Genomic DNA, 15,953 nt, shown 5'->3' with positions numbered 1-15,953 from the left:
ACCGCCGGGGCCCGGCGGACAAGGCTCGCCCCGCGCAGGGCGGACCTCAGGACCGCGCAACCCGCCGTAGGCGATGCCGCATGGCCCGCTGCGCGATCGGCCCCAGGTCCTCAACCGCCGCCACCAGGAGGGACAGTTGCTCCAGGGCGTCCAACGCCCTGGACGCCCCGGCCTCGTCCACCCCCTCGTACAGCTCCATCCCCACGAAGGACGCCGCCACCGCTCGCGCGAGCCCCACGGGGTCCGCGAACTCCCCCAGCGGCGTCGACGCGAAGACGCGCACCAGGACCTTCTCGATCTCCTCGATCCACAGGGCAAGGCCCGCCGCCGTCGCGGGCGCGAGGCGAGGTTGCGTCTGCGCTCCGGCGAGAAGCTGGCCGAGGACCGCGACATGCCCCGCGGCCCACTCCTCCTCGTGCATCTCGCGGCCGAATTCGAGGAGTTCGCCCAGCGAGGAGACCGCGTCGAGCCGTTCCCGGTAGCGCGAGACCCGCTGCTCCGAGCCATGACGGCAGGCCGCCGCCAGAAGCTCGTCGACCGACCCGAAGTGGTAGAAGACCAGTGCCTGATTGACCCCTGCGGCAGCCGCGATCGTCCGCGCGGACGTCTTCGCGATGCCCTGCTCCGTCAGCGTGCGCAGGGCCCCTTCGAGGAGTTTCTGCTTCGTCTCGGCGCTCACGCCCTCGCCTCCTCGCGCACGGGCCGCAGCCCAGGCCGCACACCGCAGCCGCGGACATCCGCGTACTGGGCCGTGAAGGAACCCTCGTACCCGAAGAGCGGCCCGAAGTGCCGGTTCACCACCCTGACCCGGATGCGGAAGCGGCCCGTGGCGTCGTCGTAGGACTCCCGCACCTCGGCGTCGCCGCCGATCAGGCCGGGGACGCGGACGTCCACCGGCCCCTCCCGGAAGCGGTGCGTCCCGGAGCGGATCAGCAGGGAGCCGTCCGGCTCCGCCCGCAGGTGGAGGTCGCTCGCGAGGTGCTGGTGAGTGCCCAGGTAGTCGAGGATCCGGTCGCCCTTGGGGCCCAGAACCATCTGGGCGTCGAAGCGGCGGGAGCGGCCTGGCAGATCGAAGGTGCGCACGAAGCTCACCGTCTCACGGCCGAACGTGTCGAGGTACGGCACGTTCTCGATGGTGAAGGGCACGTGGCGTCCCGCGCGCGGGACGAGGATGTTGCGGGTGCCTCCCAAGGCCAGGAACGGTTTCACGAAGCCCCTGCCGTGCCAGATGCGGTCCATGACGCCTCGGCCCGTGCACGCCTCGCCGCCGGCCAGGCCCACGGAGAAGCGGCGTTGCAGCTGGGGGTGCAGGCGGTCGAAGTCGTCGCCCATCACCGTACGGAAGATCGATGTCGGCATCAGGACTCCTGGAGGGCCGTCAGGACGCGCGGCGCACGCGTGCGTGGCGGTGGATTACGCAGACAGCGGCGTGCCGCCGGTGTCGTCGGCAGGGGCGGCAGCACGAAGGCGAGGGCCAGGGCGGCCGGCGCCACCATCGGCGCGGTGACAGCGGCAAGGAGCACGCACCCGGCGCGCACCCCCGCCTCGGCCAGCGCGTGCAGCAGCTGGCGCTCGGGCGTGATGCCCCGCTCCAGCCAGAGCCGCAGGCGGTCGAAGGACCAGGCCGTGGCCCAGCCCATCAGGGGACGGAAGGCGACCCGGTCGGCGAGCGAGCCGAAGCGGCCCCAGCGCGGCCGGTAGTCGTAGCCGGTGAGGAACCGGATGCCGCCGTCGGGGACGGGGACGTAGCGCCAGTAGCCCGAGCCCTCCTGGAGGAGCGAGAGCGGGTGCGGTGACGCGAAGCGCAGTGCCGACGTCCTGGTGCCGTCCGCGCGGCGCTTCTCGCCCGCGGAGATCCCGGTGCCGGCGATGGTGAGGAAGGGCAGCACGCGCGTGGCGTACCGGAAGCGCCGCGGCTCGCCCGGCACCTGCGGCAGGTAGTCGATCTCGGTGAAGCGGAGGTCCCAGCGTTGATGCTGGGACGGCTCCTGGGTGCGTGCCCAGAGCTCCTCGAGGTCGGCGGCTATGCGTGCTTCGACGTACAGGCTCACGACATTCCCCCATGTCAGTGCAGTTTTGAGCGACCGCTCAAGGCGATCGTAGGGAATTTTGAGCGGTCGCTCAAGTCCGCGGGCGAAGAAGAAGCCCCCGCCGACTGACGGCGGGGGCTCTTCTCGGAAGCGGCTGTTCGCTACGGGGTCGGCTAGGCGGAAAGGTGTCGCTCCACCGTCTCGACCTTCGACGTCATCCCGTCCGTCACCCCGGGGCGGATGTCCGCCTTCATGACGACGGAGACACGCGGCGCCCGCGCCTCGACCGCGGCGACGGCGCGCTTGACGACGTCCATCACCTCGTCCCACTCGCCCTCGACGGAGGTGAACATCGCGTCCGTCCGGTTGGGCAGGCCGGATTCACGGACGACACGGACCGCGTCGGCGACGTACTCGCCCACGTCCTCGCCGACGCCCAGCGGGGTCACGGAGAAGGCGACGATCATGCGCTCACGACACCTTCGCGGCGGGCGCGCGACGCGATCACGGCGGCCTCGGCCTCACGCTTCAGCTTCCGCTCGGCGAAGAAACCGCCGGTCGGCAGGACGGAGAGGACGAAGTAGAGGGCGGCCGTCTTCAGGTTCCACTTCGTGCGGTTCCAGGCGTCGAGCCAGAACAGCACGTACAGGATGAAGAGCAGGCCGTGGACCATGCCCATCACCGGCACGGCGTTGAAGTCCGTGGTCCGCTTGAGCGCCGAGCAGATGATCAGGAGCAGGAAGGAGACGGCCTCGGGGGCCGAGACCAGACGGAGGCGGCGGAGTGCGGAAGCGGTCTTGATGTCCACGGATCACCTTCGGTGGGAGGGTGGGAGCGAGGGGCGGGGCCGCTCGGCGGCGTTGATCTTGTGAATGCGCGCACAAGCGACCCCTATTGTGACATCGGGGTGCTCTCCGGGTTCGCTCAGGGGCCGTTGCCCTGTTCCGACCCCATATCCGACGGCTACCGTCGATACGTGGCAACGTTCCGACTGCAAGGCAGCAGGGTGCTCGCCGTGGACATGTCCGGCGACGCCGTCAAGGCGAAGAACGGCTCGATGGTCGCGTACGACGGCCAGATGGCCTTCAAGAAGATGACCGGCGGCGGCGAGGGCATACGGGGCATGGTGACCCGCCGCGTCACCGGCGAGCAGATGACGGTGATGGAGGTGAAGGGGCACGGCACGTGCTGGTTCGCCGACCGCGCCACCGAGATCAACCTCGTGGAGCTGCGCGGCGAGAAGCTCTTCGTCGAGGCCGGCAATCTCCTGTGCACGGACGGGGGCCTGCGCACCGGCACGCATTTCACCGGCGTCCGCGGCGCCTCGCAGGGCAATGGCCTGTTCACCACGACCGTCGAGGGCTCGGGCCAGGCGGCGATCATGTCCGACGGGCCCGCGGTGGTGCTGCGCGTGAGCCGGCAGTATCCGCTGACGGTGGACCCGGGGGCGTATGTCGCGCATCAGGGAGACCTCCACCAGCACCTCCAGTCGGGCGTCACTTTCCGTACGTTGCTGGGCGAGGGCGGCGGCGAGGCCTTCCAGATCCGCTTCGAGGGCGACGGGCTCGTCTACGTCCAGCCCAGCGAACGGAACACGATCGCGGGGGACGTCTGACATGCCCTTCCGAGAGATCAACTCGAAGATGGTCGAGGCGACGGTCCTTCCGGGCCGGCGCCTGTTCAGCCAGCGCGGCGCCATGCTCGCCTACAAGGGAGATGTGGCGTTCACGCCCAACATCCAGGGCGGGCAGGGCGGCCTGGCCTCCATGATCGGGCGCCGCGTGGCCAATGAGGCGACGCCCCTGATGACAGTCGAGGGCAGCGGCACGGTCCTCTTCGGGCACGGCGGCCACCACATCCAGGTGATCAGCCTCTCCGGGGACACCCTCTACGTGGAGGCGGACCGGCTGCTCGCCTTCGACGGGACCCTCCAGCAGGGCACGATGTTCCTGGGCTCGCAGGGCGGCGTCATGGGCATGGTCCGCGGGCAGGTCACCGGCCAGGGCCTCTTCACGACCACCCTCAAGGGCCAGGGCGCGGCCGCCGTCATGGCGCACGGCGGAGTCATCGAGGTGCCGATCACCCCGCAGCGCCCGGTCCATGTCGACCCGCAGGCCTATGTGGCGCACCACGGCGACGTACGCAACAAGCTCTCCACCGCGCTCGGCTGGCGCGACATGGTGGGGCGGGGCTCGGGCGAGGCGTTCCAACTGGAGCTGTCCGGTAGCGGTTCGGTGTACGTCCAGGCGTCGGAGGAGAAGCTGTGAACCCCTCAATGCCCGTGGGAGCGCCCGCGGCCCTCGACCCGATGACGCTGCCGAGCGACGACAGCGTGAACGCGTACACCTTCTGCGTGGAGCTCAAGGGGAGCCAGTGGTTCCTGCAGAAGGGGAAGATGATCGCCTACTACGGGTCGATCGAGTTCAACGGCATCGGGCACGGCCGCCTGGACGGTCTGGTGCGCACGAGTTTTCATTCGCCCCTGCACGCCAGCGACTGGGTGGTGGCCGACGGCCAGGGCAAGATGCTCCTCGCCGACCGGGCCTTCGACGTGAATTCGTACGACTTGGAGGACGGCAACCTGACCATTCGCTCGGGCAACCTCCTCGCTTTTCAGCCAACTCTCGCACTGAAGCAATCGATCGTCCCGGGCTTTCTGACCCTGATCGGAACCGGAAAGTTCGTGGCCGCGTCGAACGGCCCGGTGGTGTTCATGGAGCCGCCGATCCGGGTCGATCCACAGGCCCTGGTGGGCTGGGCCGACTGCCCTTCGCCCTGCCATCACTACGACCACGGGTATCTGACCGGAGTCATCGGGGGCGTACGGGCACTGACCGGGGTCGGTGGAACCTCAGGTGAGGAGCACCAGTTCGAGTTCGTGGGGGCCGGCACGGTGCTCCTGCAGTCCTCGGAGGCACTCATGGCCGAGCAGGCGACGGGCGCGGTGCCGCAGCAGGCGGGTGTGCCGGGCGGCCGGGGCGCCCCGGGTCAGGGCAGTCCACACGGCCAGCAGCCGGGGCAACCGCGCCTTCCCGGACAACTGGGGGACCTCCAGCGTCGCTTCGGCCTGTGAGCGGTAGTCTGCGGAGTGTGACGGCGAACGCCTGTACCCCCTTTCCCGGGGGGCTAGAGGCGCGCGTCACACACCCACATTCGTTCACCTTTCAACTTCTTAGGTAGAATCGATTCCATGGAGACCGATACGGCCCCGCAGTGGCTGACCAACGAGGAACAGTGCGCCTGGCGCACCCACGTAGAGGTCAACAGGATGCTGACCTATCAGCTCGAGAAGGACCTCCAGCCGTTCAACCTGACCATGAACGACTACGACATCCTCGTGCATCTCTCCGAATCGGAAGAGAAGCGGATGCGTATGAGCGATCTCGCGACCGCCACACTGCAGTCCAAGAGCCGCCTGTCCCATCAGATCACCCGTATGGAGAACGCGGGCCTGGTCCGCCGGGAGAACTGCGAGTCCGACCGGCGCGGGCTCTACACCGTCCTCACGGACGAGGGCATGGAGACCATGCAGCGGGTCGCCCCGCACCACGTGGCCTCGGTCCGCCAGCACTTCGTCGACCTGATCTCCCCCGAGGCGCTCGGCGAACTCCACAAGGCCCTGTCCCCGATCGCGGAACACCTCCGTGCCCAGCGGGGCAAGCCCTGACCCCTACGGAGCGGCGGCAGGGACCCTGAGCTCGAAGAGCGCTCCCCCGCCGGGGGCCTCACGGACCGAAAGGGTCCCGCCGTGGCGTACGGCGACATCGCGCGCGATGGCGAGGCCCAGACCCGCCCCGCCGTCATCCCGGGTGCGGGCGTCGTCGAGGCGGACGAAGCGCTCGAAGATCCGTTCGCGTTCGCTCTCCGGCACACCGTTTCCGTCGTCGGAGACCTCGAGGACGGCCCACGCCCCCTCGGCGCGGGTGGTGACCGTGACGTGCGAGCGCGCGTGGCGCTGCGCGTTGTTCACGAGGTTGCCGAGCACGCGCGCCAACTGGCTCCGTGACCCGGTGACGTCGACGTTCTTCAGATCCATCCGGACGTCGGCGCGGTCCCGCGTGCGCTGCGAGAGCTCCTCGCGCGCCAGGGCCGCCAGGTCCACATGCCCACCGCCCGGCTTCTCACCCGCGTCGAGGCGGGCGAGGAGGAGCAGGTCGGCGGCCAGTTCCTGCAGTCGTACGGTGTCCTCGACCGCACCGTCCACGTCCAGCAACTCCGGGTGGGCCGAGCCCACTTCGAGCTGGGTGCGCAGGGAGGCGATGGGGCTGCGCAGTTCGTGCGAGGCGTCGGCCACGAAGCGGCGCTGACGTTCCACCGAGCTCTGCAGGGCGGCGAGCGTCTCGTTCGTCGTCGTGGCCAGGCGGGCGATCTCGTCGTGCGTGTCCGGCTCGGGCACGCGGCGCGAGAGGTCCTCCGACGCGGTGATCGCCGCCATCTCGGAACGGATCGCGTCCACCGGGCGCAGGGCGCGGCGCGTCACCAGCCAGGTCACCAGGGCGATGACGGCCAGGAGCAGCGGGAAACCGATGAGCATGGACGTCAACGCCGTGGACACCGCGCCCTGTTGGGCGGCGAGCGAGGCGCCCGCGTAGACGGTGAGGTCGCCGCCCTTCTGCTCGACGTTCACCTCGACCGCGGCGAAGCGGAAGTCCTTCGTCTCGCCGTCGACCGTGGCGGTGCCGGAGGTGACGTCGGGCGGGTCATCGGAGATCTCCCCGGGGTCGAGCGCGTCGCCCTCGCTCGCGTCGTCGTCATCGTCGTCGCCCTTGGCGGGCGTGCTGGATGCCGGCTGCGGCTTGACGGCGCCGGTCCCCGTGCCACTGATGCTCTCCAGGTCCTCGCTGGCGGCGACAAGTCGCCCGTCGCTGTCGACGATCTGCACCGGGGTGTTGTCGTCGTCCAGGTCCAGCTCGCCGTAGTCCTTGTTCGCGGCGAGCTGCGATGCCACCCCGCGAGCGGCGGACTCGGCCTGGCCGCTCGCCTGGTCCGTCAGATTCGCGCGCAGCGAGAGCAGGACGGCGGCGCCCGCGGCTACCAGCGCGACGGCGACGACGAGGGTGGCGCCGATCGTGGCCCTGGCACGGACGGAACTGAGGAAGCGCTTCATCGGGGGGCCTCCAGGCGGTATCCGGCGCCGCGCACCGTCTTGATCAGCGACGCCCCGAGCTTGCGCCGCAGCGCGCTGATGTACACCTCGACGATGTTGGGATCGCCTTCGTAGGCGAAGTCCCAGACGTGCTCCAGGATGTCGCCCTTGGAGACGACCTCGCCCGACCGCAGGACGAGCTGCTCGAGCACCGCGAACTCCTTGGCGGTGAGCGTCACTTCGACGTCCTCGCCGTCCCCGCCGTCCTCGCCGCGGAAGACGCGGCGGGCCGCGGTGTCGACCTTGAGGTCGCCGAGGATGTGGACGGGGGACGGCCCCGCGTTGCCACGGCGACGCAGGAGCGCCTTCACACGGGCAACGAGCACGACGTACGAGAAGGGCTTGGTGAGGTAGTCGTCGGCGCCGGTGTCGAGCCCTTCGGCCTCGTCGTACTCGCCGTCCTTGGCCGTGAGCATCAGGATCGGTACGTCGTGTCCGGCGGCGCGCAGGGTGGAGCAGACGCGGTAGCCGTTCATGCCGGGCAGCATGATGTCGAGGATGACCAGGTCGTACGTGCCCTCGCTCGCTTGGTGCAGCCCGTCGATGCCGTCGTGCACGACGTCCACGGCGTAACCCTCGGCCGTCAGGCCCTTGGCCAGGGACAGCGCGAGGCGCTTTTCGTCTTCCACGATCAACAGGCGCATGCGTTCAGGGTGGCAGAGCGAAGCTGAAGAGTTCTTCAGGTGGCTTCAGGCTGGCTTCAGGGTCGATCGGCCAGATTGGTTCTTGTCGAAAGCGAACGGCAGCGGCCCACGGGCCGCACAGCCACCGTCTCGGGAGGAACCCCTTATGAAGCGCAACATCGTCATCGCCACCGTCGCAGCCCTGGCCCTGGCCGGGGGCGGTACGGCGACAGCGCTCGCTGCCACCGGCGACGACGACTCGTCGGCCGCCGCAAAGAAGTCGAGCGTCCAGCTGAAGGACGACAACCCGGACAACGACCGGTACGACGACCGGGACAACGACCAGGACGACGCCAAGGAGAACACCGCCGAGGCGAAGGCCGCCAAGGTGACGGCCGCCGACGCGATCAAGGCGGCGCTGGCCGACAAGTCCGGTACGGCGGTCTCCGCGGAGCTGGACGACGAGGACAACGGCGGCCTGGTCTGGGACGTCGACGTGCTCGGCAAGGGCAACACCTGGCACAGCGTGCAGGTCGACCCGGGCACCGGCAAGGTCCTGGGCTCGCACACCGAGCAGGACGAGGACGGCGACGCGAACCGCGTGGCCGCCGCCCTGAAGGGTGCGTCCACCACGGCGGAGGACGCGGCGAAGGCTGCCGCCGCCAAGGGCACGGTCACGTCCGTGGACCTGGACGACGACGGCACGGCCAAGGCCTGGGAGGCGGAGACCGCCTCCGGCAAGGGTGCGGAGTCCGACTGGAAGGTCGACCTGCAGTCGGGCAAGGTCAGCGCCGACAAGTCGGACAGCCACGATGACCACGATGACAATGACTCCGACGACAACGACTCGGACGACGACGGCTCCGACGACTGACGGATCCCCCCTCCGTCAGTCAGCCCCACCGCCCCGCAGGGATTTCCCTGCGGGGCGGTTCGTGTCGTGTCATGGGTGCGGATTCGTCGACCGGTACACCCCGACCGCCGCTTCGCGGCGGATCTTTCCCGCCCAACCACCCGATTACCCGGCAGTCAAACTCGCCACCAGCTCATCCGCCGCCGCGTAAGGGGACAGCTCCCCCGCCACGATCCGCTCCGCCAAAGCCGACAGCCGCGCGTCCCCATGGAGGTCCGCGATCCGTTCCCGCAGGGCCGTGACCGCGATGGTCTCCACCTCGCGGGCCGCCCGCGCCGCGCGGCGCTCGGCCAGGACCCCCCGCTCCTCCATCCACGCCCGGTGCTTCTCCAGGGCCTCGACGACCTCGTCGATCCCCTCGCCCCGCGCGGCCACCGTCTTCACGATGGGCGGGCGCCAGTCCCCCGCTCCGCGGGACTCCCCGAGCCCCAGCATGTGGTTGAGCTCGCGCGCGGTCGCGTCCGCGCCGTCCCGGTCCGCCTTGTTCACGACGTACACGTCGCCGATCTCCAGGATGCCCGCCTTCGCCGCCTGGATCCCGTCGCCCATCCCGGGGGCGAGGAGCACCACCGACGTGTCCGCCTGCGAGGCGATCTCCACCTCGGACTGACCCACGCCGACCGTCTCGACCAGGATCACGTCGCAGCCCGCCGCGTCCAGGACCCGGATCGCCTGCGGCGCCGACCACGCCAGGCCGCCCAGGTGCCCTCGCGTCGCCATGGAGCGGATGTAGACGCCGGGGTCGGACGCGTGCTCCGACATGCGGACCCGGTCGCCGAGCAGCGCGCCCCCGGAGAAGGGGGACGAGGGGTCGACGGCCAGGACGCCGACCCGCTTGCCCGCCCTGCGGTAGGCCGACACGAGCGCCGACGTCGAAGTCGACTTGCCGACACCGGGCGAACCCGTGAGGCCCACCACGTACGCGTGGCCCGCCAGCGGAGCCAGCGCCGCCATGACCTCGCGGAGCTGCGGGGAAGCCCCCTCGACCAGTGAGATCAGCCGGGCCACGGCCCGCGGCCTGCCCTCGCGGGCCTGCTCCACCAGGGAGGGGACGTCCTGCATGTCAGACAGCTCCGTTCCAAGACGTAGGGAAGGCATACACGCGCGCAGCGCGTCAGGCCTTCGCCACCTTCACGATCAGCGCGTCACCCTGCCCGCCGCCACCGCACAGCGCGGCAGCGCCCACGCCGCCGCCACGGCGCTTGAGCTCCAGGGCGAGGTGCAGGACGACGCGTGCGCCGGACATCCCGATCGGGTGACCCAGGGCAATGGCCCCGCCGTTGACGTTCACCTTTTCCGAGGACACCCCGAGGTCCTTCATTGACTGCACCGCGACCGCGGCGAAGGCCTCGTTGATCTCGATCAGGTCGAGGTCCGCGACGTCCAGGCCCTCCTTCTTCAGGGCGTGCTGGATCGCGTTCGACGGCTGCGACTGGAGCGAGTTGTCCGGGCCCGCCACGTTTCCGTGCGCCCCGATCTCCGCGATCCAGTCGAGGCCGAGCTCCTCGGCCTTGGCCTTGGACATCACGACGACCGCGGCGGCGCCGTCGGAGATCTGCGAGGAGGTACCCGCGGTGATCGTGCCGTCCTTGGTGAAGGCGGGGCGCAGCTTGCCGAGCGACTCGGCGGTCGTCTCGGCGCGGATTCCCTCGTCCTGGGAGAAGAGGACCGGACCGCCCTTGCGCTGGGGGATCTCGACCGGGGTGATCTCGGCCTCGAAGATGCCGTTCTTCTGGGCGGCGGCCGCGCGCTGGTGGGAGCCTGCGGCGATCTCGTCCTGCTCGGTGCGCGCGATGCCGAGGCGGGTGTTGTGCTTCTCCGTGGACTCGCCCATGGCGATGTCCTCGAAGGAGTCGGTCAGGCCGTCGTACGCCATGGAGTCGAGCATTTCGATGGCGCCGTACTTGTAGCCCTCCCGCGACTTGGGCAGGAGGTGCGGCGCGTTCGTCATCGACTCCTGGCCGCCGGCGACGACGATGTCGAACTCGCCCGCGCGGATCAGCTGGTCGGCGAGCGCGATCGCGTCGAGCCCGGAGAGGCACACCTTGTTGACGGTGAGCGCGGGGACGTTCATGGGGATGCCCGCCTTGACGGCGGCCTGGCGTGCCGGGATCTGCCCTGCCCCGGCGGTGAGCACCTGGCCCATGATCACGTACTGCACCTGGTCGCCGCCGATCCCGGCCCGGTCCAGCGCGGCCTTGATCGCGAAACCGCCCAGGTCGGCGCCGGAGAAGGACTTCAGGGAGCCGAGCAGGCGGCCCATGGGCGTTCGCGCGCCCGCGACGATCACTGAGGTGGTACCGGTCGTTCCAGACATGTGCCACGGCCCCTTGGGAGGAGGAGTTAATGAGGGTTTACTTGAATGTACTGAGCGGTACGCCGCGCGTCATCGGGCGTTAGGTGTGATCGCGCGCACGTTGCGTAATCACCGCCGGAAGGGCTGCACTTAAAACATGCTGACGCGAATCGATCACATCGGGATCGCCTGTTTCGACCTCGACAAGACCGTCGAGTTCTACCGGGAGACATATGGCTTCACGGTGTTCCACACCGAGGTCAACGAAGAGCAGGGCGTGCGCGAGGCCATGCTCAAGATCAATGAGACGGGTGACGGCGGCGCTTCCTACCTGCAGCTCCTCGAACCCACTCGCGATGACTCCGCCGTCGGCAAGTGGCTGGCGAAGAACGGCGAGGGTGTGCACCACATCGCTTTCGGCACCGCGGACGTGGACGGCGACGCCGCGGCCATCAAGGACAAGGGCGTACGCGTCCTTTACGAGGAGCCCCGCATCGGGTCCATGGGTTCCCGCATCACCTTCCTGCACCCCAAGGACTGCCACGGTGTGCTGACCGAACTCGTCACCTCGGCGGCCCAGGAGTCACCGGAGCACTGACCTCCGCATACTTGGGCCGGTAGGGTTGGGGGCGGCCGTCCGAAGTTCGGGCGGCCGGCCGTCCGTACGCTGGGCGGCCGCTTGCCGGGGTCCGGGTTTCGGGGGACGAGCGTCAGGGCAGCAGCCCAAGCTCTGCTGTTGATCTGACACCATTCCCCGTGGGCCCCGTTCGGCGGATGGACAGGGCTCGTACGAAACGTGCGACCGGAGTGGGGTCTCCCCTGCTCGAACGAAGTTCAGAGCTTGGGGAAGGATGGGACCGCGCAGTGCGGGGCTACGAACGCCAAGAGAGCTCGCGGGCTGAGACGGACCATCTTTCGCGGTTCGAGGCCGAGATGGACCGGCTGAAGACCGAGCGAGAGAAGGCTGTTCAGCACGCCGAAGACCTCGGCTACCAGGTCGAGGTGTTGCGCGCCAAGCTGCACGAGGCGCGTCGCAACCTCGCGTCCCGCCCGGCCTACGACGGCGCGGACATCGGTTACCAGGCCGAGCAGTTGCTCCGTAATGCCCAGATCCAGGCCGACCAGCTGCGCCAGGACGCCGAGCGTGAGCTGCGCGACGCCCGTGCGCAGACCCAGCGCATCCTCCAGGAGCACGCCGAGCAGCAGGCCAGGCTCCAGTCCGAGCTGCACTCCGAGGCGGTGTCACGCCGTCAGCAGCTCGACCAGGAGCTGTCCGAGCGCCGCCAGACCGTCGAGTCGCACGTCAACGAGAACGTGGCGTGGGCCGAGCAGCTGCGGGCGCGCACGGAACAGCAGGCCCGCCGCCTGCTCGACGAGTCGCGAGCCGAGGCCGACCAGGCCCTGGCCGCCGCCCGCGCCGAGGCCGAGCGCGTGGCCGAAGAGGCCCGCCAGCGCATGTCGAGCGACGCCGAGTCGGCCCGCGCCGATGCCGAGGCGATCCTGCGCCGGGCCCGCTCGGACGCCGAGCGCCTCCTGAACGCCGCGTCCACGCAGGCGCAGGAGGCCACCGACCACGCGGAGCAGCTGCGTTCGACCACGGCCACCGAGTCGGAGCAGGCACGCCGCCAGGCCACCGAGGCGAGCCGGGCCGCCGAGCAGCGCATGACGGAGGCCGAGACGGCTCTGCGCGAGGCGCGCGCCGAGGCCGACAAGGTCCTCGCCGAGGCCAAGGAGTCCGCCTCCAAGCAGCTCTCGGCCGCCGAGGGCGCCAACGAACAGCGCACGCGCACCGCCAAGGAGCAGGTCGCCCGCCTGGTCGGCGAGGCCACGAAGGAGGTCGAGGCCACCAAGGCCGAGGCCGAGCAGCTCGTCGCCGATGCCCGCGCCGAGGCCGAGCAGCTGGTCAAGGACGCCTCCGAGAAGGCGCGCACGATCACCGCCGAGGAGACCGCGGGCCAGCTCGCCAAGGCCGCCCGCACGGCGGAGGACGTACTCGAGAAGGCGTCCAAGGACGCCAAGGACACGACGAAGGCCGCCACCGAGGAGGCCGAGCGGATCCGCACCGAGGCCGAGGCCGAGGCGGACAGGCTGCGTGCCGAGGCGCACGACATCGCCGAGCAGCTCAAGGGCACGGCCAAGGACGACACCAAGGAGTACCGCGCCAAGACCGTTGAGCTGCAGGAGGAGGCACGCCGGCTGCGCGGCGAGGCCGAGCAGCTGCGGGCCGACGCGGTCACCGAGGGTGAGCGGATCCGCGGCGAGGCCCGGCGCGAGGCCGTCCAGCAGATCGAGGAGGCGGCCAGGTCCGCCGAGGAGCTGCTCGCCAAGGCCAAGGCCGACGCGGACGAGCTGCGGTCGGTGGCCACCGCCGACAGCGAGCGCCTGCGCACGGAGGCCATCGAGCGCGCCACGACCCTGCGCAAACAGGCCGAGGAGACCCTGGAGCGCACTCGCGCGGAGGCCGAGCGGCACCGCGAGGAGGCCGCCGAGCAGGCGGAGAGCACGAAGTCCGAGGCAGAGGACGCGGCGCGGGCCCTGCACGAGGAGACCGAGCGGGCCATAGCGGCACGTCAGGCCGAGGCCGCCGACGAGCTGACGCGCCTGCACACGGAGGCCGAGGAGCGTGTCGCATCCGCCGAGCAGGGGCTGACCGACGCCCGCGCCGAGGCCGAGCGCATCCGCAAGGAAGCCGCGGACGAGACGGACCGCCTCCGCTCGGAGTCCGCCGAGCGGATCCGCACCCTTCAGTCGCAGGCCGAGACCGAGGCCGAGCGGCTGCGCACCGAGGCCGCGGCCGACGCCTCGCAGGCGCGCGCGGAGGGCGAGAACGTCGCCGTGCGGCTGCGTTCGGACGCCGCCGCCGAGGCCGAGCGGCTCAAGACCGAGGCCCAGGAGTCGGCCGACCGGCTCCGTTCGGAGGCCGCGGCCGCCGCCGAGCGGGTGGGCGCGGAGGCAGCCGAGGCGCTGTCCGCCGCCCAGGAGGAGGCCGCGAGGCGCCGCCGTGAGGCCGAGGAAACCCTCAGCTCCGCGCGCGCGGAGGCCGACCAGGAGCGCGAGCGGGCCCGCGAGCAGAGCGAGGAGCTCCTCGCGTCCGCCCGCAACCGCGTCGAGGAGGCACAGGCCGAGGCCGTCCGCCTCGTCGAGGAAGCCGACCGCAGGGCGACGGAGATGGTCTCCACCGCCGAGCAGACCGCCCAGTCCGTACGGGATTCGGTGGCGGGCCTGCAGGAGTCGGCACAGGAGGAGATCGCGGGCCTGCGCAGCGCCGCCGAGCACGCGGCGGAGCGCACGAGGACCGAGGCGCAGGAGGAGGCGGACCGCGTCCGCGCCGACGCGTACGCCGAGCGGGAGCGCGCCGCCGAGGACGCCACCCGTACCCGACGCGAGGCGAACGAAGAGACCGAGGCCGCCAAGTCGCTTGCCGAGCGCACCGTTTCGGAGGCGATCACGGAGTCCGAGCGGCTGCGTTCGGACGCCTCGGAGTACGCCCAGCGTTCGCGTACGGAGGCCTCGGACGCGATCGCGTCGGCCGAGCAGGACGCGTCCCGTACCCGTGCCGACGCCCGTGAGGACGCCAACCGCATCCGCAGCGACGCGGCGAGCCAGGCCGACCAGTTGATCGGCGAGGCGCGCAGCGAGGCGGAGCGGCTGCAGAACGAGACGGTCGCGGAGGCCGAGCGGCTCAGGGCCGAGACGAGTACCGAGGCCGAGCGGCTGCGCAGTGAGACGGTTTCGGAGGCCGAGCGGGTGCGCTCGGAGTCGGTGGCCAAGGCCGAGAAGCTCATCTCGGACGCGACGGGCGACGCCGAGCGGCTTCGCGCGGACGCCGCCGAGACGGTCGGCTCCGCCCAGCAGCACGCCGAGCGCATCCGGTCGGAGGCCGAGCGCGTCAAGGCGGAGGCCGCCGCCGAGGCCGAGCGGCTCACCTCGCAGGCGCGGGACGAGGCCGAACACACCCTGGACGAGGCCCGCCAGGCGGCCAACAAGCGCCGCTCCGAGGCGGCCGAGCAGGTCGACACCCTCATCACGGAGGCGGCGGCCGAGGCGGAGAAGCTGACGAGCGACGCCCAGGAGAAGGCGCTCAAGGCCACCACGGACGCGGAGGCGCAGGCCGACACGATGGTCGGCGCCGCCCGCACGGAGGCCGACCGGCTTGTCTCCGAGGCGCGGGTCGAGGGCAACTCCCTGGTGGAGAAGGCCCGTACGGACGCGGACGAGCTGCTCGTCGGCGCCCGCAGGGACGCGACCGCCATAAGGGAGCGCTCCGAGGAGCAGCGTGACCGCCTCACCACGGAGATCGAGGAGCTGCACGAGCGTGCGCGCCGCGAGTCCGCCGAGGCGATGAAGACGGCCGGTGAGCGCTGCGACGCCCTGGTGAAGGCCGCCGAGGAGCAGCGTGCCGAGGCCGAGGCGAAGGCCAAGGAGCTGGTGTCGGACGCCAGTTCCGAGGCCGGCAAGGTCCGTATCTCCGCCGTGAAGCGGGCCGAGGCGCTACTCAAGGAGGCCGAGACGAAGGTGGCCGAGCTGGTGCGCGAGGCCGAGCGCGTCAAGGCGGAGGCGCAGGCCGAGGCCGAGCGGACGGTTGATGAGGGCAAACGCGAGCTCGAGGTTCTCGTGCGGCGCCGCGAGGACATCAACGCCGAGATTTCCCGTGTCCAGGACGTACTGGAGGCGTTGGAGTCTTTTGAGGCCCCATCGGTCCCCGGCCCGAAGGATGGTGGCGTCAAGGCCGGTGCGGCGGCAGGGTCAACCCGATCGGGTGGCAAGCCTTCTGAGGGCTAGCCAAAGAACATCTCGCGTGCATCGTAAGGACCTTCGGCACTGTCGCTGGCAAGTGCTCCGGCGGTTAGCCACTCAAAAGGGGTGTCATTCTCCAGATCAAACGGGCATCTGCTCGATGACACGCCGCTTGGACCCCTAGGATTCCCCTATCACCTCACCGGTC

The 15,953-nt window shown here is 70.6% G+C and carries 16 protein-coding genes; 7 read left to right on the top strand and 9 right to left on the bottom strand.

The window, feature by feature from the left end; translation table 11 throughout:
* Window positions 1-46: 46 nt before the first annotated feature.
* The 5 genes from ACZ5WE_RS18395 to ACZ5WE_RS18375 all read right to left on the bottom strand — a co-directional run bounded on the left by ACZ5WE_RS18395 (window position 47) and on the right by ACZ5WE_RS18375 (window position 2,838).
* Entirely contained in the window at window positions 47-679 is a 633-nt protein-coding gene (locus tag ACZ5WE_RS18395; protein ID WP_467689142.1) for a TetR/AcrR family transcriptional regulator, read from the bottom strand.
* Window positions 676-1,359 carry a DUF4166 domain-containing protein gene (locus ACZ5WE_RS18390; RefSeq protein ID WP_467689141.1) on the bottom strand — a complete coding sequence of 228 codons (684 nt, stop codon included), beginning with the start codon at window positions 1,357-1,359 and terminating at the stop codon, window positions 676-678. The genes ACZ5WE_RS18395 and ACZ5WE_RS18390 overlap by 4 nt, the downstream gene beginning before the upstream one ends.
* Window positions 1,359-2,051, bottom strand: coding sequence for a hypothetical protein (locus tag ACZ5WE_RS18385; RefSeq protein ID WP_467689140.1), 693 nt, complete (start codon window positions 2,049-2,051; stop codon window positions 1,359-1,361). Before ACZ5WE_RS18385 ends, ACZ5WE_RS18390 begins: the two co-directional genes overlap by 1 nt.
* A 152-nt stretch (window positions 2,052-2,203) precedes the next feature.
* Window positions 2,204-2,497 carry an MTH1187 family thiamine-binding protein gene (locus ACZ5WE_RS18380; protein WP_160507269.1) on the bottom strand — a complete coding sequence of 98 codons (294 nt, stop codon included), beginning with the start codon at window positions 2,495-2,497 and terminating at the stop codon, window positions 2,204-2,206.
* Window positions 2,494-2,838, bottom strand: coding sequence for a DUF3817 domain-containing protein (locus tag ACZ5WE_RS18375; RefSeq protein WP_467689138.1), 345 nt, complete (start codon window positions 2,836-2,838; stop codon window positions 2,494-2,496). The genes ACZ5WE_RS18380 and ACZ5WE_RS18375 overlap by 4 nt, the downstream gene beginning before the upstream one ends.
* 168 nt (window positions 2,839-3,006) lie before the next feature.
* On the opposite strand from ACZ5WE_RS18375, the gene ACZ5WE_RS18370 reads away from it, so the two are divergent.
* The 4 genes from ACZ5WE_RS18370 to ACZ5WE_RS18355 all read left to right on the top strand — a co-directional run bounded on the left by ACZ5WE_RS18370 (window position 3,007) and on the right by ACZ5WE_RS18355 (window position 5,697).
* Window positions 3,007-3,645, top strand: a complete 639-nt coding sequence (locus ACZ5WE_RS18370; protein WP_467689136.1) for an AIM24 family protein — start codon at window positions 3,007-3,009, stop codon at window positions 3,643-3,645.
* A 1-nt stretch (window position 3,646) separates the two neighbouring features.
* Entirely contained in the window at window positions 3,647-4,297 is a 651-nt protein-coding gene (locus ACZ5WE_RS18365) for an AIM24 family protein (RefSeq protein WP_467689134.1), read from the top strand.
* An 8-nt stretch (window positions 4,298-4,305) separates the two neighbouring features.
* On the top strand, window positions 4,306-5,103 hold the full coding sequence (locus tag ACZ5WE_RS18360; RefSeq protein ID WP_467689224.1) for an AIM24 family protein: 798 nt from the start codon (window positions 4,306-4,308) through the stop codon (window positions 5,101-5,103).
* A 117-nt stretch (window positions 5,104-5,220) separates the two neighbouring features.
* Window positions 5,221-5,697 carry a MarR family winged helix-turn-helix transcriptional regulator gene (locus ACZ5WE_RS18355; RefSeq protein ID WP_467689132.1) on the top strand — a complete coding sequence of 159 codons (477 nt, stop codon included), beginning with the start codon at window positions 5,221-5,223 and terminating at the stop codon, window positions 5,695-5,697.
* A 3-nt stretch (window positions 5,698-5,700) separates the two neighbouring features.
* Here ACZ5WE_RS18355 and ACZ5WE_RS18350 read toward each other — a convergent pair whose 3' ends face one another.
* Both ACZ5WE_RS18350 and ACZ5WE_RS18345 read right to left on the bottom strand, forming a co-directional pair.
* The gene (locus ACZ5WE_RS18350) at window positions 5,701-7,137 is read right to left on the bottom strand and encodes a sensor histidine kinase (protein ID WP_467689130.1); all 1,437 of its coding nucleotides are present in this window, start codon (window positions 7,135-7,137) and stop codon (window positions 5,701-5,703) included.
* Entirely contained in the window at window positions 7,134-7,820 is a 687-nt protein-coding gene (locus tag ACZ5WE_RS18345) for a response regulator transcription factor (RefSeq protein WP_467689128.1), read from the bottom strand. The genes ACZ5WE_RS18350 and ACZ5WE_RS18345 overlap by 4 nt, the downstream gene beginning before the upstream one ends.
* Window positions 7,821-7,965: 145 nt before the next feature.
* Between ACZ5WE_RS18345 and ACZ5WE_RS18340 the strand changes: the two genes are divergently transcribed.
* Entirely contained in the window at window positions 7,966-8,673 is a 708-nt protein-coding gene (locus tag ACZ5WE_RS18340; protein WP_467689126.1) for a PepSY domain-containing protein, read from the top strand.
* A gap of 144 nt (window positions 8,674-8,817) precedes the next feature.
* Here the strand turns inward: ACZ5WE_RS18340 and meaB are convergent, their stop codons facing one another.
* Together meaB and ACZ5WE_RS18330 are read right to left on the bottom strand one after the other, a co-directional pair.
* Window positions 8,818-9,774: a methylmalonyl Co-A mutase-associated GTPase MeaB gene (gene meaB, locus ACZ5WE_RS18335; protein ID WP_467689124.1), complete on the bottom strand. Its 957-nt coding sequence runs from the start codon at window positions 9,772-9,774 to the stop codon at window positions 8,818-8,820.
* A 52-nt stretch (window positions 9,775-9,826) separates the two neighbouring features.
* A complete protein-coding gene (locus ACZ5WE_RS18330) occupies window positions 9,827-11,029 on the bottom strand; it encodes an acetyl-CoA C-acetyltransferase (RefSeq protein WP_467689122.1) in 1,203 nt (400 codons plus the stop codon).
* Between the two features lie 136 nt (window positions 11,030-11,165).
* Here ACZ5WE_RS18330 and mce point away from each other — a divergent pair, with 136 nt between their 5' ends.
* Together mce and scy are read left to right on the top strand one after the other, a co-directional pair.
* Complete coding sequence (gene mce, locus ACZ5WE_RS18325; RefSeq protein WP_160507259.1) at window positions 11,166-11,606, top strand: methylmalonyl-CoA epimerase; 441 nt, start codon at window positions 11,166-11,168, stop codon at window positions 11,604-11,606.
* Window positions 11,607-11,872: 266 nt separating this feature from the next.
* Window positions 11,873-15,790, top strand: a complete 3,918-nt coding sequence (scy, locus tag ACZ5WE_RS18320; RefSeq protein ID WP_467689120.1) for a polarized growth protein Scy — start codon at window positions 11,873-11,875, stop codon at window positions 15,788-15,790.
* The last annotated feature ends 163 nt before the right edge of the window (window positions 15,791-15,953 follow it).

The sequence above is a fragment of the Streptomyces sp. NPDC033180 genome, assembly GCF_055577645.1.
This window is presented reverse-complemented; position numbering and strand designations above follow the sequence as displayed.